We start from the raw sequence: 25,524 nt of genomic DNA, 5'->3' as shown, positions 1-25,524 counted from the left end.
CTACCCTGTCACGCGCGTTTCGCAATTTGCGTGATGATGCAGGAACGATACGGCGCGCAGACCGCTTCGCCGTCACCCCCTTCGGACAAAGGACACCCCGATGCGCCTGCCACCGATCGCCCCCGCCGACCTGACGCCAGACCAGAAGCCGTTGTACGACGACATGAAGCAAGGCATCGCGTCGAGCTTCTCCGCATTCAAGACGGTGGATGCCGATGGCGCGCTGATCGGCCCATGGAACCCGTGGCTGCATGAGCCGGTGATCGGCAAGGCGGTGTGGGCGCTGACGAAAGCGATGACCGCGCAGGCGACGCTCAGGGACGAGCCGCGCCAGATCGCGATCCTCGTCACCGGCGCGCATTTCGACGCGGCGTATGAGATCTACGCGCATATCGCGGTTGCCGAGCAGGAACAGATGCCCGCCAAGCGGCTGTCCGAACTGTGCGCCAACATAAAGCCGACCGACCTGTCGCCGGAAGAAGGCGTCGCCTATGACGTCGCGTTCGCGCTGGTGAATGGCGGGGTACTGCCCGAGCCCTGCTACCGCCTAGCGCTCGAGACGTTCGGGCAGCATGGCACCAACGAGCTGATCTATCTGGTCGGGCTCTATGCCCTGGTGTCGATGACACTGAATGGCTTCAACGTGCCGGTACCCGAGCGAGAATGACGCCGGGTGCCATATCGGGATTGTCGCGCAATCCACTGGACCACGTCATCGCCGGTCCAGCATTGCGACGGTAATCCCGGCCGAGGCCGGGATTACCGTCGCCAATCATGCCGCAAGCTGTGCCGCTTCCCCACGCCGCTCGCTGAGATAGGACGCCAATTCCGGCCCCAATTCGCGTTGCGCCTTGAGATAGGCGACCGGCGTCGCGATTCCGAGCCGCGCGCGCGCCATATCGATAGGCTCGGCGAGCAGCGCGAGATAATCCTCGCCCGAAATCCATTTTGCACGCCGCCCGTTGCGATACCCCTCCCAAACCGCACGTGCGAACAGCGTGTTGCGGGTCACCTTCAGGCTCTTGAGTGCCGCCGCGCCGCCGATGAAGGCCCAGCCGAGTCCACCGACCTGCGCGTAGCTGAACGCGACGAGACACGCCTCGCCCAGCGATTCGTCCGCCTTGTAGCCGGTCAGCACATGCCAGATGTCGTGCGTGTCGCGGACCCGCCGCCCGAACCAGGCATAGGGATGCGCGACCTGATCCTCGCTGATCACCTTGCTCACCTGGACCAGCCCGTCGGCGGAATAGCCGGTCGACTCGAGGAAATCGCGATAGGCGGCGCCAACCGTGCCGGGCGCGAACGACGCGACGAACGCCCTGTCCGAAAACCGCTCGGCAAGTTCGACCTGTTCGCTCGCCAGCCTGCCGCCCTGCGGGGTTGAGAGCAGGCGCGCATAGTTCATCGGCGCATTGCCGACGTTGAGGGCGCGCATGATACGGAAAACCTGGGTCGTATCGTCGCCGTTCGCGAGCAACTTGCGTATCGCCTCGAACGCGGTGCGCCAGTCGCGCCGTCCGCTGGTGCCGGGGAACGGGGGAAGCGTGGCCATCGACTCGGCTCCTTACTGACAAGTATGTTAGTAAAAACCCGAACGCGCTATGTCAATCCTGCCGTGCCGCCACCGCGCTCCCGCCAAAGACCACGCCCTGCCGCCCCTGTGGTGTGAACAGGCCATAGATCATCGCTCCCTCGGGCTTGCTCGCCGCATCGAGCAGCGCGACCTGCTCGGGCGGCAAGCGCAGGTCGGTCGCCGCGATATTGTCGTGGAGCTGTTCGACCCGGCTCACCCCCATCAGCGCGGTATCGACCCCCGCACGCCCGAGTACCCACGCCAGCGCAACGCGCGCGGGTGTCTCCCCGAGCGCCTCCGCCACCCCGCGCAGCGCATCGACGATCCGCCAGTTGCGCTCGGTGAACAGCGTGTCGCCAAACGGGTTCGCACCATCCAGCCGCTGGTCGCCCTCCGCGCGCGACACGCCGGTGCCGGCAGCGCTCGGCAGTCCACCCGCGCGTGGCGCTCCCGCTTCGACGCGCGCGCGGTCGTACTTTCCGGTGAGCAGCCCGTAGGCCAGCGGGCTCCACGGCATCATTCCCATACCCGTGTCGCGCGCGAGCGGCAGATGCTCGGCCTCCATTTCGCGACTGACCAGCGAATAGAAATATTGCAGCGCGATCGGCCCGGGCACCCCGTGGACGGCCGCAAGGGTCGTCAGCTTGGCGACATACCAGGCCGGTGCGTTCGACATGCCCCAGTAGCGGATCTTGCCCGCGCGGACGAGGCTTGCCATCGTCTGGAGCAGCTCCTCGGCCGGCGTCACCGAATCCCACACATGGATCCAGTAGAGATCGACGTAATCGGTCCTGAGCCGGCGCAGCGATCCCTCCAGCGCCGCACGGATGTGCCGTGCGCCATTGCCGCCGGCATGCGGCCCCGATCCCACCGCGAACCCCACCTTGGTCGCAACCACGATCCGGTCCCGCACACCGCGCGCCGCGATCATCGCGCCGAGCATCTCCTCGCTGCGGCCGCTGGCATAGACGTCGGCGGTATCGACGATATTGCCACCCGCCCCGACATAGGCGTCGAACACCGCTTCGGCCGCAGGCTGCTCCATTCCCCAGCGCGCGACCCCGAACGTCATCGTGCCGAGCGCCAGCGGGCTGACCACGAGGCCCGAACGGCCAAGGGTACGATAATCGGTGAGCGCCATGATCGGGACTTCCATAGGGATCGATACGGAAGGTCGTGCCCCGGATTGTCCGGGCAGGTCAACTCTTATATAGCACTCGCTATGGAGCAACCGATCCCGATCCGCCGGCGCACCGGGCGACCGCGCGCCTTCGACCGCGACGCCGCACTGACCGCTGCGATGCACCTCTTCTGGGAACACGGGTTCGAGGCGACGTCGATCGCGGACCTGACCCGGGCGATGGGGATCACCCCGCCCAGCCTGTATGCCGCGTTCGGCGACAAGCAGCGGCTATTTCGCGAGGCAGTCGATCGCTACCTCGGCGGCCGCGACGCGGTCGTCCGCACGATCGCAACGGCCGCTTCGTCGTTCGCGGCGGCGCGCGATCTGCTCGTCGCGGCGGCGACCGGCGATACCGGCGAGCACACGCCCGCGGGTTGCCTGCTCGCCAGCGCGATGGTGAGTTGTTCTGCCGATGCGGCGGCCCTTCGCGAGGACCTCGCCGCGATCCGCCGCGCTATCGAAAGCGCGCTCCGCGAACGGATCGAACGCGATATCCGCGCGGGGATCATGCCCGCTGACTGCGATGCCGACACGCTGGCGGGGCACGTGTTCGCGGTAGTGCAAGGCATGTCTACCCTGGCGAAGGACGGCGCGGGGCGGGACAAGCTGTTGCGGATCGGTACCGCCGCGATGGCCGGCTGGCCGCGATAGCCCGATACAGCCCGCCGACCTGTGCCAGGTGCCAACGGTATCGCCTGGAAGGATGGCATTGGGGGTAGTTGGTGCACCCGGGCTGAAAGCAATGGGCACTCAAATCATTGGGAAATTCCGAGACCACGCTGATGTCTGACGAGTAGGGCGGCATGGGTTCGATGGCGGAGCTCTTGCCCGCGTTCGTCATGCCAAACCATCCCCGCCATAGACCGGGTGCTTAAGGTCAATGGGGCGATTGCGATGGATCCGGCATAGGAATGACGGGCACTGGGAACGTTGGGAAAATTGCGGGCCGCCTGCAGGCTCAACAGCTGCGCATGAGACGAATCGTTTGCAAACGCAAAGGCCGCGGTTTTCCCGACGGCCTGCTTCACCGGCGCGGTATCGATTTCTTTGGAGCAGACACTGTTTCGCCAACAATACCCTCAGCCTCCATCGCGCCCTTACGACTGACGAGGATGAACGCAGCCGTCTCGCGGTCGGCGGACAGAACGCCGAACATCCACCCGTCCTTGCTCTCCTGCACCGATGTTATCCTGTGGGTGCAGACGCCGGTACGGAAACCCACGCCCCTGCCACACAGGTCCCGCGCATATTCAAGCGCATAGCCTGCTGCGGTGGGTTGGTCGATAAACGGCCTCCATTGGTCATTGAGCCAAAAGAGAAAGAAGCCGACAGCCACGCCTAGGCCGAACGCGATGCTGCAGGACAACGCGCACCCGCCACGGCGGAAGATCCCCTGAATGCTCAACGACGCCCGCGCTCGCTGAACGGCTTGGATCCGATCATGTGAACTGTAAAAGACTTGCCAGAGATTTGACGCCCATTTTTGGTCGATGCGTCCGCTAAGGGAGATCGTCCCCTCCTCTTGTTGAAATCATAAATGTCATCGTCAGCAGATCGCCTGCCACTGAAAGTATAGTAACCATCGCCCGCGATAGCGAGCACACCGCTTGCCCGCAAAGTCAGTCCGCCAACCGTCGCAGCGGACGTTAGGTTCGACGTCCTGCCCAATGTGCCGCCATTATACCCCCTAATGCGTCTACGATCTTGTGCAATCCAGGCTTAGCTTCAGCCACTAGCTTTCAAATCGAAGGAAAGTTTGCCAGAGTAACATGCGAAGTATCGACTTTCTGAAAGTAGTAATTTCGGTCTTCTCCGGATCCGGAAAGAAAGTGCATCAAGGCTTCGTCAGGGGAGTGAAGCGCGTAGCGATCCGGCGCGAACATTTCCGGGACGGGGCGACCGTTTCGATCTGTTCCACCGCCACTTACCGGACGAATTTTACGCACGCCGCCAGCTGTCATACCGCGATATTCGTGCGCAGCGTGAGCTGTGTTCGGTCCGAATGTAAAGCGCCCGTCCTCGGGATCATGATACGGGTTGAACTTGAATTCGACCGCTGTCACGCTCGGCAACCGTCTCATGTCCAAGATATCGCGTGGTACCGACCCAAATCGAGCCCACGATTCGAACGCAAGCCGATCAACTGCGTCAATCGCAAAGCGTTCCTGCATGCCCGCCCCCAAAGCTTACAACCATAAGAACATAACAGGAACGGGATTAAATGTCAATATTTTGTCTTGGGCCCGTAGCCAATCACGGGCAGATCGTGCCCAGTGCTTTCCGGTCGGTTTGAAAATGGTGCACCCGACTGGATTCGAACCAGTGGCCTCTGCCTTCGGAGGGCAGCGCTCTATCCAGCTGAGCTACGGGTGCCTGAGCCATCGCCTAGCAAAGCCCGCGCGCCGACGCCAGCCCCGATGCACGATGAATCATCGGCCCGCGAGTGTGGCCGGCTGGAATTGTCCGAGCCCGCAGCTCGGCCCGCGCATCAGATCGGGCGTCTGGTACAAGACCGTGATGATGTCGCTCGAACAGAGCTGGCTCAGACTCGTCGCGTAGCTGAACCGCTGCTCCGACCCGAGGCTCGGACACGCGTAGGGCAGTGTGTTGCGATAGACCTTGCGCCCGCTCATCACGAAATCGATCGTCCGGTCGTCTCGCACACGGCTTTCGCGGATCTGCGTCAACGGGATGCAATCGACGGGCTTGCCCTCCGAAGTCGCCACCGGAATCGTGTCGCGGGCGGCAGCGGCGGTGGCAGAGAGCAGGGCGATGACGACGAGCAGGCGGCGCATGATGCTATTCCTTCGCTGGACGCGGCGCACTGCGGACCGGCGGCGCGGGCGTCTTGGGCTTGAACGCGCAAAGATCCGCGACGCTGCAGCGCCAGCATTCGGGCGTGCGCGCCTTGCACACATATCGGCCATGCAGAATTAACCAGTGATGAGCATGCAGCCGGAACGGCTGCGGCGTCGCCTTGTCGAGCTTGAGTTCGACCGCGAGCGGCGTCTTGCCGCGCGCGAGGCCGGTGCGATTGCCGACCCGGAAGATATGGGTGTCGACCGCGAACGTCTCCGCGCCGAACGCGACGTTGAGCACGACATTGGCGGTCTTGCGCCCGACCCCGGGAAGCCGTTCGAGCGCGGCGCGGTCGTTCGGCACCACGCCATCATGGTCGTCGATCAGCTGCTGTGACAAGGCGATCACGTTCTTCGCCTTGGTGTTGAACAGCCCGATCGTCCGGATATGCGTCTTGAGCCCGTCCACGCCGAGCGCGACCATCTGTTCGGGCGTCTTGACCTGCTCGAACAGCAGCCGCGTCGCCTTGTTGACCCCAACATCGGTCGATTGCGCCGACAGCGCAACCGCGACGACCAGCTGGAACGCGTTCCCCGCCGCGAGTTCCGTCTCGGGGTGCGGGTTGTCGGCGGCGAGCCGCGCGTAGAAGTCGATGACGTCGGCCTTCTTCAAACCCCGAGCACCTCTTCCATCCGATAGCGTCCGGCAGGCTTGCCCGCGAGCCACAACGCCGCGGTGATCGCGCCGCGCGCGAAGATCGCGCGATTCTCCGCGCGATGGCCAAGCTCGATCCGCTCACCATCGCCCGCGAAGACGACCTGATGATCGCCGGCGACCGATCCACCGCGCAAGGCGGCGAAACCGATCGTCCCCTCCGAGCGCGCTCCGACCAGCCCAGCGCGATCCGACACCCGCAAATCGGCAAGCGATGCGCCACGTCCCGCCGCCGCGGCCTCGCCCAGCAGCAGCGCGGTGCCCGAAGGCGCATCGACCTTGTGCCGGTGATGCATCTCGACGATCTCGATATCCCATTCGGTGCCGAGCCGCGCCGCCGCCTCGCGCACCAGCTTGGACAACAACGTCACGCCAAGCGAGACGTTACCGGTCTGGAGCACCGCGATCTCGGCCGCCGCCGAATCGACCAGGGCATGATGCGTCGGGCTCAGGCCCGTCGTCCCGATCAGGATCGGCGTCCCGGTCAGCCGCGCGGCCGCAAGGTTGCGCTCCAGCGCGGAGGGGACCGAAAAGTCCACCAGCACGTCCGAATCATGGGCCAGGGCCGCAGGATCGCCGCCCGCGTCGATCCCGCCAGCAAGCGTGGCGCCCAGATCCGGCACCGCCGCTGCCAGCGCCTGCCCCATGCGCCCCGCGCTGCCGATAATGCCGATCGCGGTCATCGCGCCTACTCCGTAAATTCCCCTCCCGGGCCTCTAGGGCCTCGCGTACAGAGATACCATGCAAGACACCGAAAACATCGTGGTTCTGACAGGCGCCGGGATTTCCGCCGAAAGCGGTATTGCGACCTTTCGCGGGCCAGGTGGCCTGTGGGAAGGCCACCGAGTCGAGGACGTGTGCACGCCCGAGGCGCTCGCCGCCGATCCGGTGCTGGTACACCGTTTCTACGATGCGCGGCGCGCCACGCTGGCGGGCGTCGCGCCCAACCCGGCCCATGCCGCGCTCGCGCGGCTCGATGCCGAATGGCGTGGGCAATTGCTGATCGTGACGCAGAACGTCGATGATCTGCACGAGCGTGCGGGGGCGTCGCGGTTGCTCCACATGCACGGCGAGTTGCAGTCGGCGCTTTGCGCGGCATGCGGCGCGCGCGTGCGGTGGACCGGGGCGCTCCCGCCGGGGTCGGTGTGCGGACGCTGCGGCGCGCCGGAGCTGCGGCCCGACATCGTGTTCTTTGGCGAGATGCCGTACGAGATGGAGCGGATCGAACGCGCGCTCGCGGATGCCGACCTGTTCGTATCGATCGGTACATCGGGCGCGGTCTATCCCGCCGCGGGGTTCGTCCAGGGTGCGCGTTATTCCGGCGCGCGGACGTTGGAGCTCAATCTCGATCGCTCGGCGGGAAGCGGCTATTTCCACGAGACGCGGCTCGGCGCGGCGGGGGTGTTGGTGCCGGAATGGGTCGAGGAGATGCTGGGCTGACCGCCGCCGCGCGCTTCCCCGGCAAAGGCGAGACCTCTGCGAAACCACAATTGTTCTCCCGCGAAGGCGGGAGTCCAGGAGTCACAAGAACTGTAAACTGTTGTTTTGCTTGGCCCTGGATTCCCGCCTTCGCGGGAAAACAGCAAAGGACCGGTCGGCAAACCAACTTTTGCAAAGGTGTCGCAAAGGTCGGGCTGAACCCCACCGTGCACTTCCCCGGCGAAGGCCGGGGCCCAGTTGTGATGTCCAAGGTAACGGAGCGCATCGCCCGGCCTTCGTCCGCTCCGCTCCTGGGCCCCGGCCTTCGCCGGGGAAGTAAGAAAAGGGAAGCAAACCGGGGCGAAAGCGCGCGCCTTACTCCACCCAGTCTAGCCCCATGTCGCGATAGACGTCGCGCTCGTCGTCCCAGCCCGGGCGGACCTTGACGTGCAGGTACAGATGCACCGGTCGCCCCATGATCCCGCTCAGTTCGGCCCGCGCGCGCGCGCCGATTTCCTTGATCCGCACGCCGCCCTTGCCGAGCACGATCGCGCGCTGGGTCGGGCGTTCGACCAGGATCTGCTGGTGGATCTCGACCGATCCGTCCGCGCGCTCGAGATATTGCTCGGTCTCGATCGTCGAGGCGTAGGGCAACTCGGCGTGGAGCTGGAGGTAGAGCTGCTCGCGCGTCACTTCGGAGGCGAGGCTGCGCTCGGTCGCGTCGGACACCTGGTCCTCGGGGAAATGCCACGGCTCGACCGGCATCCGCGCGGCGAGATGCGCCTTGAGCTCGGGCAGGCCGTCGCCGGTCGAGGCGCTGACAAAGAAGATCTCGTCGAACGGCACCAGCGCGTTCAATCGCTCGGCGTGGAGCAGCAGCTTGGTCTTGTCCGCAAGATCGACCTTGTTGAGGATGAGGTACTTGGGTTCGCCGCGATCCTTGATCGCCTCGGCGATCTCGATCACCTTGCTCGGCAGCCCGCCCTTGGCGTCGACCACCAGCGCGAGCACGTCCGCGCCTTCCGCGCCGCCCCATGCCGCCTGCACCATCGCACGGTCGAGCCGGCGCTTGGGCTCGAAGATGCCGGGGGTGTCGACCAGCAGCAGCTGCGTGTCGCCCTCGATCGCGACGCCCATCAGCCGGACGCGCGTGGTCTGCGCCTTGGGGCTGACGATCGCGATCTTCTGCCCGACGAGCGCGTTGACGAGCGTCGACTTGCCCGCATTGGGGGCGCCGAGGACGGCGACGAGGCCGCATTTCTGGGGGCCGCATTTCTGGTCGGTCATGGGGTATCCTTGGAACAACGCGGCGTCACGCCGATAAAATGAATGCACGCATCAAGGCGCTTCCCCGGCGAAGGCCGGGGCCCAGTAGCGGGCGATATGGTTGCGAGCGCAGCGCGTTGTTGCAACCCCCTTCGCTACTGGGCCCCGGCCTTCGCCGGGGAAGCGCTCCTGATTTTAAGGTGCGTGTACCCAAAACCGCGTCCCCGCGCCAGCCGCCGCTATTGCTCGTCCTGATAGCCATCGCGCTGCGGTGCGCGATCCTCGGGGTCGTCGCGGCGGCGGCGGTCGCGTTCGTCGCTGCGGTTGGGCTGGAAATCGAGCTGCCCATCGCGCAGCCGTACCCGCCCGACGCCCGGAATTTCCCCTTCGACCGGCGGAATATTCGCTGGGTCGAGGAAGTTCTCGATCGTCTCGCCAAAACCGTTGCCGTCGGGGTCGACGTCTGGCGGCACTGCTTCCGGCACCGCCGCCGGACCGACGCCCAACGCCTGCTGCATGAAATCGCGCCATACCCGCGCGGGAACGCCGCCCCCCGACAACCCGGCGTTGGGTTTGTTGTCGTCATTGCCGACCCACACCCCGACAACCAGCCCGTTGGCGAAGCCCACGAACAGCGCGTCGCGGCTATCCTGCGTCGTGCCGGTCTTGCCGTAGGTCTTGACCGACAAGGCCGCCGCGCGCCCCGTCCCCGTCTCGGCAGACGCCGACAGCAGGTCGAGCATCTCGTCGCGGATCGTCTCCGGCAAGGCATGCGGCCGGTCGGTCAGGCTGGCAAGCATGCCGCGCGCGGGTGGATCCTCGAGCCCGCGGGCGCGCACCGGATATTGCTCGGCGGCAATCGCGGCATAGGCCTGTGTCAACTCGATCAGCGACATGCTCGCGGTGCCGAGCGCGATCGTCGCCTCGTTCGGGATGGGCGTCGTCACGCCCAGGTCGCGTGCGGCCTTGATGACGTTGGCGACGCCCACCTCCTGCGTGATCCGCGCCGCCGCGACGTTGGACGAGCGTGCGAACGCCTGCCGCAGCGTGATCGGGCCGAGATAGCGCCCGTCCGCATTCTTCGGGCTCCAGTTGGCGATCGTGATCGGCTTGTCGTCGATGATTGAATCCGGGGTCATCCCGTGGCGCATCGCCGCGAGATAGACGAACAGCTTGAACGCCGATCCGGGCTGCCGCAACGCCTGGGTCGCGCGGTTGAACGGGCTGTCGGCATAGGATTTGCCGCCGACCATCGCGACGACGCGGCCATCCGGCCGCATCGCGACCAGCGCGACCTGTGCCTGCCGCAGCCCGGCGCGCTTGACCGAGCGTTCGGCGGCGCGCTGCAACCGACGGTCGAGCGTGGTGCGGACCTTGCTTTCGGCGGTGAGTTCGCCCGCCTGGTCGCGCGCGGCGGGGAGGACCCAGTCCGCGAAATAGGTGCCGTTGGGCAAGGGCGCGATCCGGTCGGCCGCGAGCCGCGCGGGACGGACGCCCGCTGCGGTCGCCTTGTCGAGGAACCCCGCCTGGACCATCGCCTGAACCACCAGCGCGCCGCGCGCACGCGCACCCGCCAGATTGACCGTCGGCGCGAGCTTGGACGGCGCCTTCACCAGCCCCGCGAGCATCGCACTCTGCGCAATCGACAAATTCTCCGGGGCTCGCCCGAAATAATGTTTCGCGGCGGCGCGCAGGCCGTAGGTATTGTCACCAAAATAGACCGTCGACAGATAGCGCGACAGGATCTGGTCCTTGGTCAGCCACGCCTCCAGCCAGAAGGCGATCAGCACTTCGCGGATCTTCCGCGCGGCGGTCCGGTCCGAATCGAGGAACGCGTTCTTGGCGAGCTGCTGCGTGATCGTGCTGCCGCCCTGGTCACGCCCGCGCGAGGTCAGATTATGCACGAACGCGCGCGCGATGCCCTGCGGGTCGATCCCCCAATGCGATCGGAAACGCCGGTCCTCGATCGCGAGGAAGGCGTTGGTGACGTTCTTCGGCAGCTCGGCGGCATCGACCGACGCGCCGACGATCGCCCCGCGCCGCGCGATCGGCGTGCCGTCGTCCGCGAGCAGCGTGACGCTCGGCGGCGTCGGCGGCTGGAGCGACTTGGACAGCGGCGCGGTTACCGCGAGCCATGCCACCGCGAGCACGAACAGCACGATTCCCACGCCCAGCCCGCGCATGATCCAGCGCAGCCAGTTGATCCGCCGCCGCTGGCGGGGCGGGCGCGGATAATCGTCCTCGTCCGGCTCGAACGGCGTCTCGCGCAGATAGCGTTCGGGCGGGGGGACGCCGTTCTTCAGTTCGAGCGGGCCAGCGCGCGAGGAAGCCGGATCGGCGTCGAACGGATAAGGGCGCATGCTCAGCAGATCCCGACAGGACGAACGAGTGTGTTATCTGCGTATGACAGATCGCGCAAGCAGGGGAACAGCATCGCGCGCTTTTAGCAGGCCCCGCGGTTTCACGCGAGCAATGTTGCGTGCCTGCCTGCACCACGGCAGCCAGGGGCATTGAGGCAAACCCCTTGCCGGGCTATTGAGCGCGCTCCCGGTCCGCTCGGACCCAGCCGAAAGCCCTGCTCCGATGGCCGAACCCGTATCCGATCAGCCCCTCGTCGTCGGGATCGGCGGGACGATCGGCGGCATTTCCTCGACCGAACGCGCGTTGCGGATCGCGCTCGACGCGGCGGGGCGCGAGGGCTTCCGCACGCGGATGTTCGGTGGCGCGGACATGGCGCGGCTCCCGCTTTACGACCCGAAGGCGACGACGCGGACGCCCGAGGAAACCGAATTCGTCGAGACCATGCGCAAGGCGTCCGCGGTCATCATCGCCTCGCCGGGCTATCACGGCAGCATCTCGGGCGTCGTCAAGAACGCGCTCGACCTGCTCGAGGAAACCGCGCGCGACCCGCATCGCCCGTATCTCGCGGACATGCCCGTCGGGCTGATCGCGACCGCCTACGGCTGGCAGGCGACCGGCAGCACGATCGCGGCGCTCCGCTCGATCGTCCACGCGCTGCGCGGCTGGCCGACCCCGTTCGCCGCCGCGGTCAACACGCAACTGACCAAGTTCGACGAGGACGGCGGCGCGAGCGATGCCGCGGTGATCGAGCAGCTCTCGCTGGTCGGCAAGCAGGTCGCGCGGTTCGTGCCGGTGGCGATCCAGCATGGCTGAGCGCATCGATCGCCGCGCCGCGCTCGCGCTGGGTGGCCTCGGGGTCGGCGCACTCGCGAGCGCACCGCTGTTGGCGCAGGCGATGGTCGACCTCGGCCTGTCGGACGGCACCGGGCAGCGCCCGCTGACCGATGCCTTCCCCGGCAAGAAAGGGATGATCCTCCAGCGCAGCCGTGCGCCGCTGCTCGAAACCCCGATGGCGGCGTTCGACGGCGCGCTCGGCGACGATCCGTTCACCCCGAACGATCGCTTCTACGTCCGCTGGCATTACGCCGACATTCCCTTGTCGGTCGATGCGGCGGCGTTCCGGCTCAGGATTGGTGGCGCGGTCAAGCGCGCGACCGCGTTGTCGCTGACCGACATCCAGGCAATGCCGAAGGTCGAAGTCGCGGCGGTCAACCAGTGTTCGGGCAATTCGCGCGGGCTGTTCGCCCCGCGCGTGCCGGGCGCGCAATGGGGCAATGGCGCGATGGGCAATGCGCGCTGGACCGGCGTGCGGCTGCGCGACCTGCTCGACCGCGCGGGTGTCGCGCCGGGGGTGGTGCAGGTGAAGCTCTCCGGACTCGACCAGGCCCCGGGCGAAGCGCCGAAGTTCGCCAAGTCGCTCGCGCTCGATCATGCACGGACCGACGAGGTGATCGTCGCCTACGGGATGAACGGCGCGGCCCTCCCGCTGCTCAACGGCTTCCCGCTGCGGCTGATCGTCCCGGGCTATTATTCGACCTACTGGATCAAGGCGCTCGACTCGATCGAGCTGCTGACCGCGCCCGACACCGGTTTCTGGATGGAAAAGGCGTATCGCATCCCCGCGACCGCCGACGCGGGCGTAAAGCCTGGCGCGAAGGACTTCGCAACCGTCCCGATCGGCCGGATGCCGCCGCGCGCCTTCTTCACCCGCACGACCCCGCAGGAGGCGCGCGGGATCGCGCTGGGCGGCGACGCGGGGGTCGCGAAGGTCGAGGTGTCGCTCGACGGCGGGCAAAGCTGGAAGGCGGCGCAGCTCGGTCCGGACCACGGCCCCTACAGCTTCCGCCGCTGGGCGATGCCGCTGGCGGGCCTGCCGCGCGGATCGCACGAGATCGCGGTGCGCACCGTCAACACGCGCGGCGTCGGCCAGAAGGCCACGCCGATCTGGAACCCCGGAGGCTATATGCGCAGCAGCATCGAAACCGCGCGCGTGGTGGTGGCATGATGCGCGCGCCGCTCGTTGCGCTGTTGCTGCTCGGCGCGTGCCAGCGTGCGCCCGAGGCGACCCCCGCGCCCACCGCGATCGCGCTGACGTCGCAGTCGATCACGCTCCCGCCCGAGACCGCGACGCTCCCCGCGAGCGCGGAGATCCTGACGACCAATTGCACCGCCTGCCATTCGGCCGAGCAGTTGCTCACCCAGCCCAAGCTCGACGCCAAGACCTGGACCGCCGAGATCGGCAAGATGCGCACCGCCTACAAGGCATCGATCGACCCGAAGGACGACCCGAAGATCCTCGCCGCGCTGCTTACTTTGCCCAATCAGAAATAGGCGCGCGCGAAAAACACGATCGTCGTCGCGGCGGTGACGAGCAGCGTCCACCCGCGCACCAGCCCGGGCGACAGCCGCTTGCCGACGATCGCGCCGATCCACCCGCCGAAGATCGCGCCGACCAGCATCGGCACCGCTGCCGCCCACGCGACCAGCCCGGCCGCGATGAACACGATCGCGGCGGCGGCATTGGCGAGCGCGAGCATCAGCGTACGCGGCGCGAACAGCGCGCGCGGGGAAACCCCCGCAAGCAACCCGTAGATCGCGGTCGTCATCAACCCGACCCCGCCGCCGAAATAGCCGCCATACACGCCGAGCAACGTCTGCGCCGCGATCAGCGTCCGCGGCCCGATCGCGACGCGGCTGTGGAGCGCGTCCGCGGCCTGCTTGCCGAACGCGATCACAACGAACGCGAACAGCAGCAGCCACGGGATGATCAGGTCGAACGCGCGCGTCGGCGTGACGACGAGCAGCGCACTCCCCGCCAGCCCGCCGACGAAGGTGATCGCGCCGAGCAACCGGACATCGACCCCGCCGACCGGCTGAAGCTCCTTGCGAAACGCCCAGCTGCTCGTCGCCGCGCCCGGCAACAGCGCGACGTTCGAGGTGGCGTTGGCGGTATTGGCGGGCAGCCCGAGCGCGATCAGCGCGGGCAGCGTCGCGAACGTCCCCCCGCCCGCCAGCGCGTTCATCGCACCGCCGAGGATGCCCGCGCCCGCGGACAGGCCGATTGTCGTCAGGGTCACTGTTACTCCGTCCTGCCGTGCTGAGTGATGCGTCGGACGGCATGTGGCGCAGGGGCCGGATCGAGGCAAGCTACGCGGGCCGACTGACGCGTGAGGCTCCTCAAGCGCGAGCAGCTATCCGTCACCCCGGCGCAGGCCGGGGCCGCTGGGAAACCGGCACCCGGGTGCCACGAACGCGACGGCCCCGGCCTCCGCGAGACATCTGCAAAACCATACGTGTTCTCCCGCGAAGGCGGGAGTCCAGGAGTCGCGATAACTGTAAGCCGTTGTTTTGCTTAACTCTGGATTCCCGCCTTCGCGGGAAAACACCAAACGAAGGGTCCGTAAACCGACTTTTGCAGCGGTCTCGCCTCCGCCGCGGTGACGGGCTGCTGGAGCCCCGCTTCACCCCAACGCCGCCTGCTTCTCCTCCGCCAGTCGGTCGAGCTCGGCGCGCGTCTTCTTCTCGCTCGCGGTCTTGAGCTGCCCGCATGCCGCGTCGATGTCGCGCCCGCGCGGGGTGCGGACCGGGGCGCTGATCCCCGCATCGAACACGATGTTCGAGAACGCCTTGATCCGCTCCGGGGTCGAGCACTCGTACGGCGCGCCCGGCCACGGGTTGAACGGGATCAGATTGACCTTCGCCGGCAGGTCATAGAATTTGAGCAATCGCACCAGCTCGCGCGCATCCGCGTCGCTGTCGTTCTTGTCCTTGAGCATCACATATTCGAACGTGATCCGCCGCGCATTGTTCGCGCCCGGATAGTCCGCGCACGCCTGGAGCACTTCCTCCAGCTTGTACTTGCGGTTGATCGGCACGATCTCGTCGCGGATTTCGTTGGTGACGGCGTGGAGCGACACCGCGAGGTTGACCGAAATCTCCTCGCCCGCGCGCGCCATCAGCGGCACCACGCCCGAGGTCGACAGCGTGATCCGGCGCCGCGACAGGCCGATCCCGTCGCCGTCCATCACGATCTTCAACCCGTCGCGGACATTGTCGAAATTATAGAGCGGCTCGCCCATCCCCATCATCACGATGTTGGTGAGCATCCGCCCCTCGGGCTGGCTCGGCCATTCGCCTAAAGCATCGCGCGCGAGCATCACCTGCCCGACGATCTCGCTCGGGCTGAGGTTGCGCACCAGCCGCATCGTGCCGGTGTGGCAGAAGCGGCAGTTGAGCGTGCAGCCGACCTGGCTCGACACGCACAAGGTGCCGCGGTCCGCATCGGGGATGAACACCATTTCGTAATCATTGCCGTCGTCGGTCCGCAGCAGCCACTTGCGCGTCCCGTCGGTCGACACCTGCGCCTCGACCACTTGCGGGCGGCTGATCGTGAAGCGCTGCTCGAGCCACGGCTGCATCGTCTTCGAGATGTCGGTCATCAGCGAAAAGTCGGTGACGCCGCGATTGTAGATCCAGTGCCACAATTGCTTGGCGCGCAGCTTCGCCTGCTTGGGGTCGAGCTGCGAGGTCTCGAGCGCCATCCTGAGATCGGGCTTGGACAGGCCTAGCAAATCGATCCGCCCGTCGCTGCGCGGCACCAAAGCGCGCGGCACGGGTACGGGGTCGATATGCCCCGGGATGGGCATGGAGAAGGCTGGTGCTGTCTGCATGGTGGCGCACATAGGGGAAAATGGCGGGATTTTCTACTCCCTGTGCGGGGGGAGGGTATCGCGGCGTTGGTCGAGGTGCACACCCGGGCGGCTTCGCCCCGGTTCCACCCCGGTAGCGATGGCAAGTTCAGGCGGAAGGTTAGGCAAAAGTTAGGGAGATTGCGCGGTACGGCGCGCGCCTTGCGCATGGCGCAGAAACGGGGCCAGACCTGTCAAAGAGAGCGTCGCAGGATAGCAGAGAAGGCGCCTGTAGGACACGGCAATGTCGACGTTCGCCCCGATCTGGCGCTGCAACCGACCTTGTCGCGGGCCGAACGACGGACATCAGCGTGGTTCAGCCTAACCATCGGGGCCGCGCTGCCCCAACGTCCATCCTTCCTTGACACCCCGTTGACCCGCGGGAAGCGCCAAGCCGACCCGGTGGCGTGACAGCGATCCTCCGGGGTCGAGATTGGTCATGATGACCGTCGCGACGCCTTCATACGATACGATCAGTTCCGGCAGCTTGAACTTCAGGACCAGCGACAGCGCGATGGATGGCGCAAATCGTGCCCATGCTCCGATTTCATAGGGCATGGCATCGATCGAAACACGCAGCGCGTCGTGCGTTTCGCCGTCTTGCGCCGCCGTCATCGGACCGGGGCACATCAATGACCAATCAAGCGTCGATCTTGCGAGCCTCTGCCAATTGACGCGGTGCGGCTCGTAGATGGCGGGTACGAACGGGAGTCCGACCCCGATCCGCCGCGTATGCGGGATGTCGAGAACAGCCGCACCGCCCAGAAACCACGCTTTTTCGACGGCGGCATGACGCTCGACCGCAGTGACGACGTGATCGAATAGCGCGCTGAACGGCTTTCCATCGTTCACGTTGCCAGCCGCGTTGATGACGACATGCTGCCCCTCGATGGCCGAATGCAGCCCGTCAGTATCGAAGATATCGCATTCGACGATACGAACGTCGTTAGGCTCGTCGCCTGTCAGCCTGGAGGTGAAGGCCCCGCCGTCGCGAACCAGCGCGGTCATCTCATGGCCGTGTCGCTGCCCCGCCCGGATCAGGCGCCTGCCGAGATTGCCCGCAGCACCGACGACCAACACCTTTTTGCGCGTCACCACCATGCCCCCTTACGATGCTTCCGCATGGGAAGACTCTCGACGAGCGTTCTGCCAACGCCCCGTGGTCGCTCAAAAGCGGCCGGTCGGCAAGGCACCCATCCCGTCCATTCCCAAAACACGATCCGATCCGGGCGCTGGCGGCCCGCCCCTCCAAACAGGCATCTCGACCGCGCCCGCAACCCGGCGTAGCGTGCGCGATCATCGTCGCAAGGGGGGCTGCCGTGGGGGCATGGGGGGCACTGATCATGGGCTTTTTCGGCGCGGTGTTCGCGTCGCTGGCGCTCTATTGGCAGGGGCATCTGGTCGGTGTTGCGCTGGCCGCGCCGTTCGGGGTGTTCGTCCTGATCGCCCTCGCCGCCTGGTACGGACTCCGCACACCGGGCAAGGGCATAACGCCCTCGCCGCAGGAAGAACGGGTGATCGTGTGGAGCACCGTCGGAGAAGGGATCGGCCTCTTCCTCGCGTCCAACATCGTCATCAATCTTCACCGGCCCGACCTGCTCCTGCCCGCGATGGCGCTGGTCGTCGGACTGCATTTCCTGCCGATCGCCTTCGCATCCGGATTTCGTCCGTTTCACGGCCTCGGCGGCGCGCTGATCGCCGCTGCGGTAGCGGGAGTCCTGGTCGGCGCGCCGGCGGGCGGCGACCTGGCGGGGTTCGGGGCCGCGGCGGCGTTGTGGCTGGCGGCCGGGCTTGCGCTCCGCCGCGATGCGATGGCCAAGCGCAGCGCCGCGATCCGCGCCTAACTGCCTCCTACCGCGCCAGACACGCCAGTGCCGCCGCGTCGATCGCGGTGGCCGCGCCCTTCAGCGCATAGACGTCCGCGAACGGGCCCCCGGTTCGGCCCAGCGTTTCGACGCTCATGCTCCGGCTCGATCGGATCGCCGACACGATCGCGGCGTCGGTCCGCGCATCGCTTGCCCAGGCGTCGGCGGCGGTCGCGGTCAAGTCGAAGCGCCGGTCGCCGACCGACAGCGTGACGCGCGCCTGCGGGTTGCGATCCCGGCTCAGGCGGACGTGAAGCTGGTTGCGCACCCCGCCGCCGCCCGATCCGGGCGTCGGCCAGCTCGCGATGCTCGCGAACGGTCGCCAGCGCGACGCGCTGCCCGCGCGCACCGGCTCGGCGATCGCGTAGCAGCGGCGCGGCGCGGGATCGCTGAACGCGCCCCAGCGGTCGAACACGCCGAGCGTCTCGCGCGCGCCCGCGGCCGCGGGAAGGGCGACCAGCGCCAGCACCGCCAGCCCGGGCCGGATCACGCGGGCGCATGCCCCGCGCCGCGATGGACCAGCGCCTCCACCCCGCGCGCGATCAGCACGATCGACCCTTGCGGCAACCCGGGCAGCGCGGGCGCGCCATAGCCGGGCAGGTCCGCGCCCCCGGTCATCACCCCGCGCAGCACGCGGCTCGACACGCCGTGCATGATGACGAGGCGATCGCCCGGATCCCCGTCGGTATCCGCGAGCCAGCCCGACACGCGCGCGGCGATCGCGGGATACTGTTCGCCGTTCGGGGCGGGATGCAGCAGCCCGGTCGCGCGATCGACGACCTTCTGCCCTTCCGCCGCGAGATCGGCATAATAGCGCCCGGCCCAGTCGCCGGTGCCGATCTCGACCAGGCGCGAATCGGTTTTTGCGGCGTGCCAGTCGAGCTCGAGATGCTCGGCGATCACCGCGAGCGTCTGCAACGCGCGTCCGGTCGGTGATGCCCACAGGGTAAGCGCCGGTTTGCTGCCCAATTTCTGCCGCAACACCCGCCCCATTTCGTCCGCCTGCGCAAAACCGGCGCGCGTGAGCGGCGTGTGCGGATGCTCGCCCTGCAAGCGTCCGGCCGCATTGAAGACGGTTTCGCCATGCCGCGCGATGTAATCACGGCCACGCCGTGGCGTTAAGGCGGCAGGGTGCGACAGCATCGTGGCGTTGGAATTCATGGCCGTCTCTTCAACCCCGTGTGGCGCAATAGCAACGGTTTTCCGTGTTTATCTGAGGTTCATGCAACGCCGTACCGGGCCGCCTATTTGAGCATTCCCGCCGCGAAGGATTTAGGACCGGCGGGCGAACACCATGGAGTACCCCCAATGCGCAAGATCGTCCTCACCGCCGCCACCGCCGTTCTCGGCCTCGGCATGGCAGCCCCCGCACTGGCCCAGGACGGCCCGCCCCCGCCCTCTTCCGACCGCGCGTTCAACGGCCCGCGTGCCGGCGTCCTGCTCGGCTACGACAAGCTGCAGCCCGGCAGCACCGATGGCTCGAGCATCCGCGGTGATCGCGGCGCCGACGGCCTGACCTATGGCGGCGACATCGGCTATGACATCGACACCGGCGGCCGCTTCGTGTTCGGCGTCGAAGGCGAAGTCACCGGGTCGACCAGCAAGGTCACCAACAACCCGGTCGACGCCGCCGCGCTCGGCTATGGTCGCGTCAAGGCCGGTCGCGACTTCTATGCCGGCGCGCGTGCCGGCTACAAGCTCCAGCCGACCACGCTGCTGTACGTCAAGGGCGGCTACACCAACGCCCGCCTCGACCTGACCGCCAACAACGGCACGGTCACCACCGGGCAGCATTACACGCTGGACGGCTACCGCGTCGGCGCCGGTGTCGAGCAGGCGATCACGCCGCGCACCTATGCCAAGCTCGAATATCGCTATTCGAACTATGGCAACGCCCGTCTCGAGTTCGCAAACGGCGCGAACACGAACAACTTCAGCGTCGATACGGACCGTCACCAGGTTCTGGCCGGCGTTGGTTTCCGCTTCTGATTCGGTTCGTTCCGACCGGAAAAGAGACGGCCCAGGCCTGATTTAGGTATGGGAAAGAGGGGTCGGGGCGCTTGCCCCGGCCCCTTTTATGTTTAAGGAAAGGGACACGGCGAAATGCCCCCGGTGCGCACCGGTACGGGCTGAAATTGGGGCGGCGGCCCGGGGGAACGGCATGAAGGCGACGATCGAACGCGCAACCTTGTTGAAGGGGCTCAGCCACGTCCAGTCGGTGGTCGAGCGGCGCAATACCATTCCAATCCTCTCCAACGTCCTGATCGAGGCGACCGCCGAAGGTGGCCTCAAGCTGATGGCGACCGATCTGGATCTCCAGATCAACGAGACGATCGCGGCCGCGGTCGACCAGCCCGGCTCGACCACCGTGTCGGCGCACACGCTGTTCGACATCGCGCGCAAGCTGCCCGAGGGTAGCCAGGTCTCGCTGAGCGCGGCCGAAGGCAAGATGACGATCATGGCGGGACGCGCCAAGTTCCAGCTCGGCACGCTGCCGCGCGACGATTTCCCGGTGATCGCCGAGGGCGAGCTCCCGGTCAGCTTCGAGCTGCCCGCCGAGACGCTCAAGCAGATCATCGACAAGACGCGCTTCGCGATCTCGACCGAGGAAACGCGCTATTATCTGAACGGCATCTTCTGGCACGTGTCGGAGGATCCGCTCCCCGTGCTCAAGGCCGCCGCGACCGACGGTCACCGGCTCGCGCGCGTCACCATGCCACGGCCCGACGGTGCTGAGTCGATGCCCGACATCATCATTCCGCGGAAGTGCATCGCCGAGCTGCGCAAGCTGCTCGACGAGATCGACGGCTCGGTCGGCGTGTCGATGTCGCCGACCAAGATCCGCTTCGATCTGGGGCAGGCGCTGCTGACCTCGAAGCTGATCGACGGGACCTTCCCGGATTACAGCCGCGTCATTCCGACCGGCAACGACAAGATCCTCAAGATCGACCCGCGCAGCTTCGAGGAAGGCGTCGACCGCGTCTCGACGATCGCGACCGAGAAGACCCGCGCGGTCAAGATGGCGCTCGACCGCGACAAGATCATCCTGTCGGTCAGCTCGCCCGAAAACGGCACCGCCGCCGAGGAAGTCCCCGGTGACTACACCGCGCTCGGCTTCGAGATCGGGTTCAACAGCCGCTATCTGCTCGACATCCTCGGGCAGCTGGATGGCGACACGATCGAGGTTCACCTCGCCGATGCCGCCGCGCCGACGCTGATTCGCGAGAATGACAAGTCCGCGGCGCTGTACGTGCTGATGCCGATGCGCGTCTGACCGACGCCGGTCGACGCAACGTCCGGGCGGCCGAGGATCTGGCCGCCCGCACGACGCCCTATTTCGCCCTGGTTACCGCCTCGATCTCGGCACCCCAGGGATCCTTCTCGGGCCGGGCAGTGCCATCGGGCGCGAAGTCCAGGAGCATGTCGCTCGCGCGGCGGTAGCGTGGCCATTCGGCCAGCCCGGCGCCGTTGGGATCGCCGGTCTTCGCGAAGCGGGCGATATAGCCGCTGATCGTCCTGCCCATGGCCACGTCCCGCGGGGTCGTCTGCGCGCCATATTTGATCGCGGCATTGTCGAAGAAGAACGGGATGTCGCTCGCATGGTCCGCGCCGGGGTGCTGGAGCGACGCGGCGACATAGGAGAAACGATAGGCGTAAACGGGCACGCCCTCCTCCGCGATGACCTGTGCGGCCTGCCGCGCGCCGGCGATCATGAAGCCGGTCTTCCCGCCAATGTCGTTGCTGGTCGCGCCGATCATCATCGGCACGTGCGCGAACGCGCCCGAGGCATAGGCCGTGCCGAGATCGACCGCGATCTTCCCGTCGACGACCGGGCTGCTGTAGGTCTCGGGTCCGCCCGACGCTCCGCCGCGATGGGCCAGGTTGAGCCCGTCGACGACGGTTTCCGCACTCAGGCCGCGCAGCTTGTCGATCGCGTTCGGGTCATCCGCCGCGATGCCGTGCGCTGCGGCGAAGGCGACGCCGGTCCGCTCGGCCGCCGCCAGGGTCGCCCCGGGGTCGCTCGCGCCTGCCCCGCCAGACATCACGATCGCCTTGCCGAACAAGCCCTTTGCCAGCGGGGACGTGACCATCGCATGGACCGACATGCCGCCCGCGCTTTCGCCGATGATCGTCACATTGGCCGGGTCGCCGCCAAACGCCGCGACGTTGCGCCTGACCCATTGCAGCGCGGCGATCTGATCGAGGAATCCGTAATTGGCGAGCAACCCGTGGTCGGGATCCTGCCGCGTCAGTTGCGGGTGGGCGAAGCTGCCGAACCGGCCGAGGCGGTAGTTGAAGCTGACGAACAGGACCCCCTGCTTCGCCATGTTCGCGCCGGCATAGGTCGGGGGCGATGCCCCGCCGTTGACGAACCCGCCACCGTAGATCCACACCAGCACCGGCAGCTTGCGCGCCGCGCCGGCGGGTCTCCAGACATTGGCGTAGAGGCAGTCCTCGGCGGGTTGCGTCCCGAGCGGGGCGGCGTCGCTGGGGAAGGGCAACTGCATGCAGTCATGGGCATAGCCGGTCGCATCTCGGACCGCGCGCCACGCGGCAACCGGCTGCGGTGCGCGCCAGCGCAGCGCTCCCGTCGGTGCGGCAGCGAACGGAACGCCCTTCCAGCTGAGAATGCCGTCCGCCGACGCGCCGCGGATCGGCCCGCTGTCGATCGTCACGACCGTCGGTGTGCCATCGCGCGCGACGACCGGGGCGGCGGCGGCGGCGGACAGCGTCGCGCCGACGGCGGCGAGCAGCGTGAAGACGGGACGGTTCATCGGCGAACTCCGGGGCTTTGGCAGGGACTGTACGCCGTCGCGCACGATCGTGGGACCGTCATGCTAGGTCGGAAAGGATTGCAACGGAAGGACCAGCCCCGCCGCGACGAAATAGGCGACGTCCACTTGCGCCGCGACCGCCTGGTTCAGGCGCCCGGCCGCATCCCGAAACGCGCGACCCAGCGGATGGTCGGGCACGATCCCAAGCCCGACCTCGTTCGTCACGATCGCGACGGGCAGCGGCGTATCGGCAAGCGCGGTGAGCAGTTCCCGGGTGTGCCGGGCGATATCCAGGTCAGCCAGCATCAGGTTGGAGAGCCACAAGGTCAGACAGTCGATCAGGATCGCGCCAGTGCCGACCGCGCGGATCGCCTCGGGCAACCGCACCGGGCACTCGACGGTCCGCCAGCGCGGCCCGCGATCGGCACGATGGCGGGCGATCCGGTCGATCATCTCGGCATCGCCCGCCTCGGCGGTCGCGAGATAGGTCAGCGGCCCCGCGCACTGCTCGATCGAGCGTTGCGCAAGGCCACTCTTGCCGGAGCGCGCGCCCCCCAGGAATAGTGTCGTTCGTGCCACGGCTTGCCCTTGTCTGAAGCGCGCTCTAGACGCGCCGATGCGACAGGTTCCCAGAGATGGGATGAAAAGGGAACCCGGAAGCGCGTCCAGGGCGCGTCATCCGGGGCTGTCCCCGCAACTGTGACCGGCGAGTCTTGCCCCGATCGTGTGCCACTGGATCCCAGGATCCGGGAAGGCCGGGCAAGACGAAGACCCGGGAGCCAGGAGACCTGCCTGTCGCGGTTGTCCTTCGTCCGGCCGGGGTGTGCCGCGCGATCGAGGGTTTCCTCGCGTGACGACATGGTTGGGGTCGTGCGTGGTCGGAAGCTCTTTGGCCCCGATGCGCGCGTGATCCCGGAGCTGTTGCGAAGGGGGAAACACGTGAAGACCTGTGCCTATCTGATTTGGCTGCCGTGCATCGGCATGGCGGCCCCCGCGCTTGCGCAAAGCGCGCAGTCGACCGGCGGCCTGGAGAAGGCGGCCGACGCGGCGCAGGACATCGTCGTCACCGCCAATCGCGCGGCACGCCCTTCCGACACGGTCGGGCAGTCGGTCACCGTGCTCGACACCGCGACGATCACGCAGCGGCAGGCGGTGGTCGTCTCCGACCTGCTGCGCCAGACCCCGGGCGTCACGGTGGTGCGCAATGGCGGCATCGGGACCACGACCTCGGTCAGCATCCGTGGCGCCGAGAGCGACCAGACCGTCGCGCTGATCGACGGGATCAAGCTCAACGATCCGTCCTCGCCGGGCGGGGGGTTCAACTTCGGCGGGCTGATGATCGGCAATATCGCGCGGATCGAAGTGCTGCGCGGCGCGCAATCGGTGCTGTGGGGCAGCCAGGCGATCGGTGGCGTGGTCAACCTCATCACGCGCCAGCCGACCGAGCACGTCGCGATCAACGCGCGCGCCGAGGGTGGCGGCTATGGCACCGGCCAGGGCTTCGCCAACGTCTCCGGCAAGGTCGGGCCGGTGTCGGCGAGTGTCGGCGGCGGCTATTATACCACCGACGGCGTCTCGGCCTACGCCCCGGGACCGGAGCGCGACGGTTTCCGCACCTACGCTGCCAACGGCAGCCTCGGCATCGCGCTCGCCAGCACCGTCTCGATCGACTTGCGGGGGTTCTACAGCAACGGCCGCACCGACATCGACGGCTTTCCGCCCCCCGACTACAGCTTCGGCGACACCCGCGAGTATGGCGAGTCCGAACAGTGGCTCGGCTATGCCGGGCTCAACGCCGCAGTGTTCGATGGCCATTTCCGCAACCGCTTCGGGTATGCGCATACCGACACCGACCGCCGCAACATCGACCCCGACGGGACCCCGACCGAGACCTTCCGGGGAGTCGGCCGCAACGACCGGATGGAATATCAGGGCACGCTCGACGTCACGTCCGCGGTGTTCGCGACCTTTGGCGCCGAACGCGAAGTCTCGCGCTTCGCGACTTCCAGCTACGAGGGGCCGGTCACGCGCGGGCGGGCCCGGCTGTTCAGCGTCTACGGGCAGCTGTCGGTAACCCCGATCGCCGGGCTGACCGCGACCGGCGGCATGCGGCATGACGATCACTCCATCTTCGGCGGCGCGACGACCTTCTCGGGCAGCGGGGTCTATTCCCCGAACGATGGCGCGACCACGTTCCGCGCGAGCTATTCCGAAGGGTTCAAGGCGCCGACCCTGTACCAGCTGCAAAGCGAGTACGGGAATGCCCGGCTGGCCCCGGAGCGGTCGCATGGCTGGGATGCCGGGATCACGCAGAAGGCGCTCAACGGCGCGGTCGAGGCGAGCGCGACGTGGTTCCATCGCACCTCGACCGATCTCATCACCTTCGTCTCGTGTGACACGACGCTGACCGGGATTTGTACGGATCGGCCGTTTGGCACGTACGACAACGTTGCGCGGACCCGCGCGCAGGGCGTCGAACTGACGCTGCTGCTCCGCCCGGTCGAGGCATTGAGCGTCAGCACGAGCTATACGTATCTGGACGCGACCGACCGCTCGGCGGGCTCCGCGACGTTCGGCCGCAAGCTCGCGCGGCGGCCGGACCAGAGCATCACGGTCAATGCCGACTATCGCTGGGGCTTCGGGCTGACGACCGGCGCGACGCTGACATCCGTCGGCGACAGCTTCGACAATGCGTCGAACGCGCGGCGGCTCGACGGCTATGTGCTCGCGGACCTGCGCGCGTCCTTTCCGGTCACCAAGAGGGTCGAGGTGTACGGTCGGATCGAGAACGTGCTCGATACGCACTACCAGACGATCTACCAATATGGGCAGCCCGGCCGCGCCGCCTTTGGCGGCATCCGGCTGACCTATTGACCGCCCG

Annotated in this window: 26 protein-coding genes, 1 tRNA gene and 1 riboswitch; of the genes, 10 read left to right on the top strand and 17 right to left on the bottom strand. The window is 67.2% G+C overall.

Annotated features, from left to right (window positions below; genetic code table 11):
- The first annotated feature begins 100 nt into the window (after positions 1-100).
- Entirely contained in the window at positions 101-667 is a 567-nt protein-coding gene (locus tag L8G49_RS15855) for a carboxymuconolactone decarboxylase family protein (protein ID WP_242138342.1), read from the top strand.
- A 105-nt stretch (positions 668-772) separates the two neighbouring features.
- On the opposite strand, the gene L8G49_RS15850 is transcribed toward L8G49_RS15855, so the two are convergent.
- Both L8G49_RS15850 and L8G49_RS15845 read right to left on the bottom strand, forming a co-directional pair.
- The gene (locus tag L8G49_RS15850) at positions 773-1,552 is read right to left on the bottom strand and encodes a Coq4 family protein (protein ID WP_242186730.1); all 780 of its coding nucleotides are present in this window, start codon (positions 1,550-1,552) and stop codon (positions 773-775) included.
- 52 nt (positions 1,553-1,604) lie between these two features.
- Positions 1,605-2,714, bottom strand: a complete 1,110-nt coding sequence (locus L8G49_RS15845; RefSeq protein ID WP_242186729.1) for an aldo/keto reductase — start codon at positions 2,712-2,714, stop codon at positions 1,605-1,607.
- Positions 2,715-2,795: 81 nt separating this feature from the next.
- Between L8G49_RS15845 and L8G49_RS15840 the strand changes: the two genes are divergently transcribed.
- Positions 2,796-3,407, top strand: a complete 612-nt coding sequence (locus L8G49_RS15840; RefSeq protein WP_242186728.1) for a TetR/AcrR family transcriptional regulator — start codon at positions 2,796-2,798, stop codon at positions 3,405-3,407.
- Between the two features lie 373 nt (positions 3,408-3,780).
- Here the strand turns inward: L8G49_RS15840 and L8G49_RS15835 are convergent, their stop codons facing one another.
- The 6 genes from L8G49_RS15835 to dapB form a co-directional block, all read right to left on the bottom strand.
- Positions 3,781-4,161: a hypothetical protein gene (locus tag L8G49_RS15835; protein ID WP_242186727.1), complete on the bottom strand. Its 381-nt coding sequence runs from the start codon at positions 4,159-4,161 to the stop codon at positions 3,781-3,783.
- A 334-nt stretch (positions 4,162-4,495) separates the two neighbouring features.
- Positions 4,496-4,819 (bottom strand): hypothetical protein, encoded by a 324-nt coding sequence (locus L8G49_RS15830; RefSeq protein ID WP_242186726.1) that lies wholly within the window; start codon positions 4,817-4,819, stop codon positions 4,496-4,498.
- Positions 4,820-5,052: 233 nt separating this feature from the next.
- Positions 5,053-5,129 (bottom strand) — tRNA-Arg (locus L8G49_RS15825).
- 56 nt (positions 5,130-5,185) lie between these two features.
- The gene (locus L8G49_RS15820; RefSeq protein ID WP_242186725.1) at positions 5,186-5,551 is read right to left on the bottom strand and encodes a hypothetical protein; all 366 of its coding nucleotides are present in this window, start codon (positions 5,549-5,551) and stop codon (positions 5,186-5,188) included.
- A gap of 4 nt (positions 5,552-5,555) precedes the next feature.
- On the bottom strand, positions 5,556-6,227 hold the full coding sequence (nth, locus tag L8G49_RS15815) for an endonuclease III (protein ID WP_242186724.1): 672 nt from the start codon (positions 6,225-6,227) through the stop codon (positions 5,556-5,558).
- Positions 6,224-6,952, bottom strand: coding sequence for a 4-hydroxy-tetrahydrodipicolinate reductase (gene dapB / locus L8G49_RS15810; RefSeq protein WP_242138336.1), 729 nt, complete (start codon positions 6,950-6,952; stop codon positions 6,224-6,226). Before dapB ends, nth begins: the two co-directional genes overlap by 4 nt.
- 58 nt (positions 6,953-7,010) lie before the next feature.
- Here dapB and L8G49_RS15805 point away from each other — a divergent pair, with 58 nt between their 5' ends.
- Positions 7,011-7,709 carry an NAD-dependent deacylase gene (locus L8G49_RS15805; protein WP_242186723.1) on the top strand — a complete coding sequence of 233 codons (699 nt, stop codon included), beginning with the start codon at positions 7,011-7,013 and terminating at the stop codon, positions 7,707-7,709.
- A 354-nt stretch (positions 7,710-8,063) separates the two neighbouring features.
- Here L8G49_RS15805 and era read toward each other — a convergent pair whose 3' ends face one another.
- Both era and L8G49_RS15795 read right to left on the bottom strand, forming a co-directional pair.
- On the bottom strand, positions 8,064-8,975 hold the full coding sequence (gene era / locus L8G49_RS15800; RefSeq protein ID WP_242186722.1) for a GTPase Era: 912 nt from the start codon (positions 8,973-8,975) through the stop codon (positions 8,064-8,066).
- A 218-nt stretch (positions 8,976-9,193) separates the two neighbouring features.
- Entirely contained in the window at positions 9,194-11,314 is a 2,121-nt protein-coding gene (locus L8G49_RS15795) for a PBP1A family penicillin-binding protein (protein ID WP_242186721.1), read from the bottom strand.
- Positions 11,315-11,537: 223 nt separating this feature from the next.
- On the opposite strand from L8G49_RS15795, the gene L8G49_RS15790 reads away from it, so the two are divergent.
- From L8G49_RS15790 to L8G49_RS15780, 3 genes are read left to right on the top strand one after another with little or no spacing between them, the layout of a single operon-like run.
- Positions 11,538-12,128 carry an NADPH-dependent FMN reductase gene (locus tag L8G49_RS15790; protein ID WP_242186720.1) on the top strand — a complete coding sequence of 197 codons (591 nt, stop codon included), beginning with the start codon at positions 11,538-11,540 and terminating at the stop codon, positions 12,126-12,128.
- Positions 12,121-13,320, top strand: coding sequence for a molybdopterin-dependent oxidoreductase (locus tag L8G49_RS15785; RefSeq protein ID WP_242186719.1), 1,200 nt, complete (start codon positions 12,121-12,123; stop codon positions 13,318-13,320). Before L8G49_RS15790 ends, L8G49_RS15785 begins: the two co-directional genes overlap by 8 nt.
- A complete protein-coding gene (locus tag L8G49_RS15780; RefSeq protein ID WP_242186718.1) occupies positions 13,317-13,646 on the top strand; it encodes a cytochrome C nitrite reductase in 330 nt (109 codons plus the stop codon). The genes L8G49_RS15785 and L8G49_RS15780 overlap by 4 nt, the downstream gene beginning before the upstream one ends.
- On the opposite strand, the gene L8G49_RS15775 is transcribed toward L8G49_RS15780, so the two are convergent.
- From L8G49_RS15775 to L8G49_RS15765, 3 genes are all read right to left on the bottom strand, one after another.
- Entirely contained in the window at positions 13,637-14,392 is a 756-nt protein-coding gene (locus L8G49_RS15775; RefSeq protein ID WP_242186717.1) for a sulfite exporter TauE/SafE family protein, read from the bottom strand. The two genes, L8G49_RS15780 and L8G49_RS15775, sit on opposite strands and share 10 nt — an antisense overlap.
- Positions 14,393-14,776: 384 nt before the next feature.
- Positions 14,777-15,985 (bottom strand): 23S rRNA (adenine(2503)-C(2))-methyltransferase RlmN, encoded by a 1,209-nt coding sequence (gene rlmN / locus L8G49_RS15770; RefSeq protein ID WP_242186716.1) that lies wholly within the window; start codon positions 15,983-15,985, stop codon positions 14,777-14,779.
- Positions 15,986-16,324: 339 nt separating this feature from the next.
- Positions 16,325-17,098: an NAD(P)H-binding protein gene (locus L8G49_RS15765; RefSeq protein ID WP_242186715.1), complete on the bottom strand. Its 774-nt coding sequence runs from the start codon at positions 17,096-17,098 to the stop codon at positions 16,325-16,327.
- 224 nt (positions 17,099-17,322) lie between these two features.
- Here L8G49_RS15765 and L8G49_RS15760 point away from each other — a divergent pair, with 224 nt between their 5' ends.
- Entirely contained in the window at positions 17,323-17,847 is a 525-nt protein-coding gene (locus L8G49_RS15760) for a hypothetical protein (RefSeq protein ID WP_242186714.1), read from the top strand.
- Between the two features lie 7 nt (positions 17,848-17,854).
- Here L8G49_RS15760 and L8G49_RS15755 read toward each other — a convergent pair whose 3' ends face one another.
- A complete protein-coding gene (locus tag L8G49_RS15755) occupies positions 17,855-18,358 on the bottom strand; it encodes a hypothetical protein (RefSeq protein ID WP_242186713.1) in 504 nt (167 codons plus the stop codon).
- Entirely contained in the window at positions 18,355-19,029 is a 675-nt protein-coding gene (locus L8G49_RS15750) for a histidine phosphatase family protein (protein WP_242186712.1), read from the bottom strand. The genes L8G49_RS15755 and L8G49_RS15750 overlap by 4 nt, the downstream gene beginning before the upstream one ends.
- Positions 19,030-19,176: 147 nt before the next feature.
- On the opposite strand from L8G49_RS15750, the gene L8G49_RS15745 reads away from it, so the two are divergent.
- Positions 19,177-19,857: an outer membrane beta-barrel protein gene (locus L8G49_RS15745; RefSeq protein WP_242138323.1), complete on the top strand. Its 681-nt coding sequence runs from the start codon at positions 19,177-19,179 to the stop codon at positions 19,855-19,857.
- 172 nt (positions 19,858-20,029) lie between these two features.
- Positions 20,030-21,142, top strand: a complete 1,113-nt coding sequence (gene dnaN / locus L8G49_RS15740) for a DNA polymerase III subunit beta (protein ID WP_131530146.1) — start codon at positions 20,030-20,032, stop codon at positions 21,140-21,142.
- 58 nt (positions 21,143-21,200) lie between these two features.
- On the opposite strand, the gene L8G49_RS15735 is transcribed toward dnaN, so the two are convergent.
- Positions 21,201-22,643 (bottom strand): carboxylesterase family protein, encoded by a 1,443-nt coding sequence (locus tag L8G49_RS15735; protein ID WP_242186711.1) that lies wholly within the window; start codon positions 22,641-22,643, stop codon positions 21,201-21,203.
- A 63-nt stretch (positions 22,644-22,706) separates the two neighbouring features.
- Positions 22,707-23,222, bottom strand: coding sequence for a bifunctional adenosylcobinamide kinase/adenosylcobinamide-phosphate guanylyltransferase (cobU, locus tag L8G49_RS15730; RefSeq protein WP_242186710.1), 516 nt, complete (start codon positions 23,220-23,222; stop codon positions 22,707-22,709).
- 27 nt (positions 23,223-23,249) lie between these two features.
- Positions 23,250-23,454, top strand: a riboswitch (cobalamin riboswitch).
- Positions 23,455-23,582: 128 nt separating this feature from the next.
- Here cobU and L8G49_RS15725 point away from each other — a divergent pair.
- Complete coding sequence (locus L8G49_RS15725) at positions 23,583-25,517, top strand: TonB-dependent receptor (protein ID WP_242186709.1); 1,935 nt, start codon at positions 23,583-23,585, stop codon at positions 25,515-25,517.
- Positions 25,518-25,524 lie beyond the last annotated feature (7 nt).

Source organism: Sphingomonas sp. CARO-RG-8B-R24-01, from assembly GCF_022662295.1.
GTDB lineage: Bacteria > Pseudomonadota > Alphaproteobacteria > Sphingomonadales > Sphingomonadaceae > Sphingomonas.
This window is presented reverse-complemented; position numbering and strand designations above follow the sequence as displayed.

Excerpts from the sequence above, each read along its gene's own strand:
- L8G49_RS15855 (WP_242138342.1), top strand. The coding sequence starts at position 101 with ATGCGCCTGCCACCGATCGCCCCCGCCGACCTGACGCCAGACCAGAAG.
- L8G49_RS15850 (WP_242186730.1), bottom strand. The coding sequence starts at position 1,552 with ATGGCCACGCTTCCCCCGTTCCCCGGCACCAGCGGACGGCGCGACTGG.
- L8G49_RS15845 (WP_242186729.1), bottom strand. The coding sequence starts at position 2,714 with ATGGCGCTCACCGATTATCGTACCCTTGGCCGTTCGGGCCTCGTGGTC.
- L8G49_RS15840 (WP_242186728.1), top strand. The coding sequence starts at position 2,796 with ATGGAGCAACCGATCCCGATCCGCCGGCGCACCGGGCGACCGCGCGCC.
- L8G49_RS15820 (WP_242186725.1), bottom strand. The coding sequence starts at position 5,551 with ATGCGCCGCCTGCTCGTCGTCATCGCCCTGCTCTCTGCCACCGCCGCT.
- dapB (WP_242138336.1), bottom strand. The coding sequence starts at position 6,952 with ATGACCGCGATCGGCATTATCGGCAGCGCGGGGCGCATGGGGCAGGCG.
- L8G49_RS15805 (WP_242186723.1), top strand. The coding sequence starts at position 7,011 with ATGCAAGACACCGAAAACATCGTGGTTCTGACAGGCGCCGGGATTTCC.
- era (WP_242186722.1), bottom strand. The coding sequence starts at position 8,975 with ATGACCGACCAGAAATGCGGCCCCCAGAAATGCGGCCTCGTCGCCGTC.
- L8G49_RS15795 (WP_242186721.1), bottom strand. The coding sequence starts at position 11,314 with ATGCGCCCTTATCCGTTCGACGCCGATCCGGCTTCCTCGCGCGCTGGC.
- L8G49_RS15790 (WP_242186720.1), top strand. The coding sequence starts at position 11,538 with ATGGCCGAACCCGTATCCGATCAGCCCCTCGTCGTCGGGATCGGCGGG.
- L8G49_RS15785 (WP_242186719.1), top strand. The coding sequence starts at position 12,121 with ATGGCTGAGCGCATCGATCGCCGCGCCGCGCTCGCGCTGGGTGGCCTC.
- L8G49_RS15780 (WP_242186718.1), top strand. The coding sequence starts at position 13,317 with ATGATGCGCGCGCCGCTCGTTGCGCTGTTGCTGCTCGGCGCGTGCCAG.
- rlmN (WP_242186716.1), bottom strand. The coding sequence starts at position 15,985 with ATGCAGACAGCACCAGCCTTCTCCATGCCCATCCCGGGGCATATCGAC.
- L8G49_RS15750 (WP_242186712.1), bottom strand. The coding sequence starts at position 19,029 with ATGAATTCCAACGCCACGATGCTGTCGCACCCTGCCGCCTTAACGCCA.
- L8G49_RS15745 (WP_242138323.1), top strand. The coding sequence starts at position 19,177 with ATGCGCAAGATCGTCCTCACCGCCGCCACCGCCGTTCTCGGCCTCGGC.
- dnaN (WP_131530146.1), top strand. The coding sequence starts at position 20,030 with ATGAAGGCGACGATCGAACGCGCAACCTTGTTGAAGGGGCTCAGCCAC.
- L8G49_RS15735 (WP_242186711.1), bottom strand. The coding sequence starts at position 22,643 with ATGAACCGTCCCGTCTTCACGCTGCTCGCCGCCGTCGGCGCGACGCTG.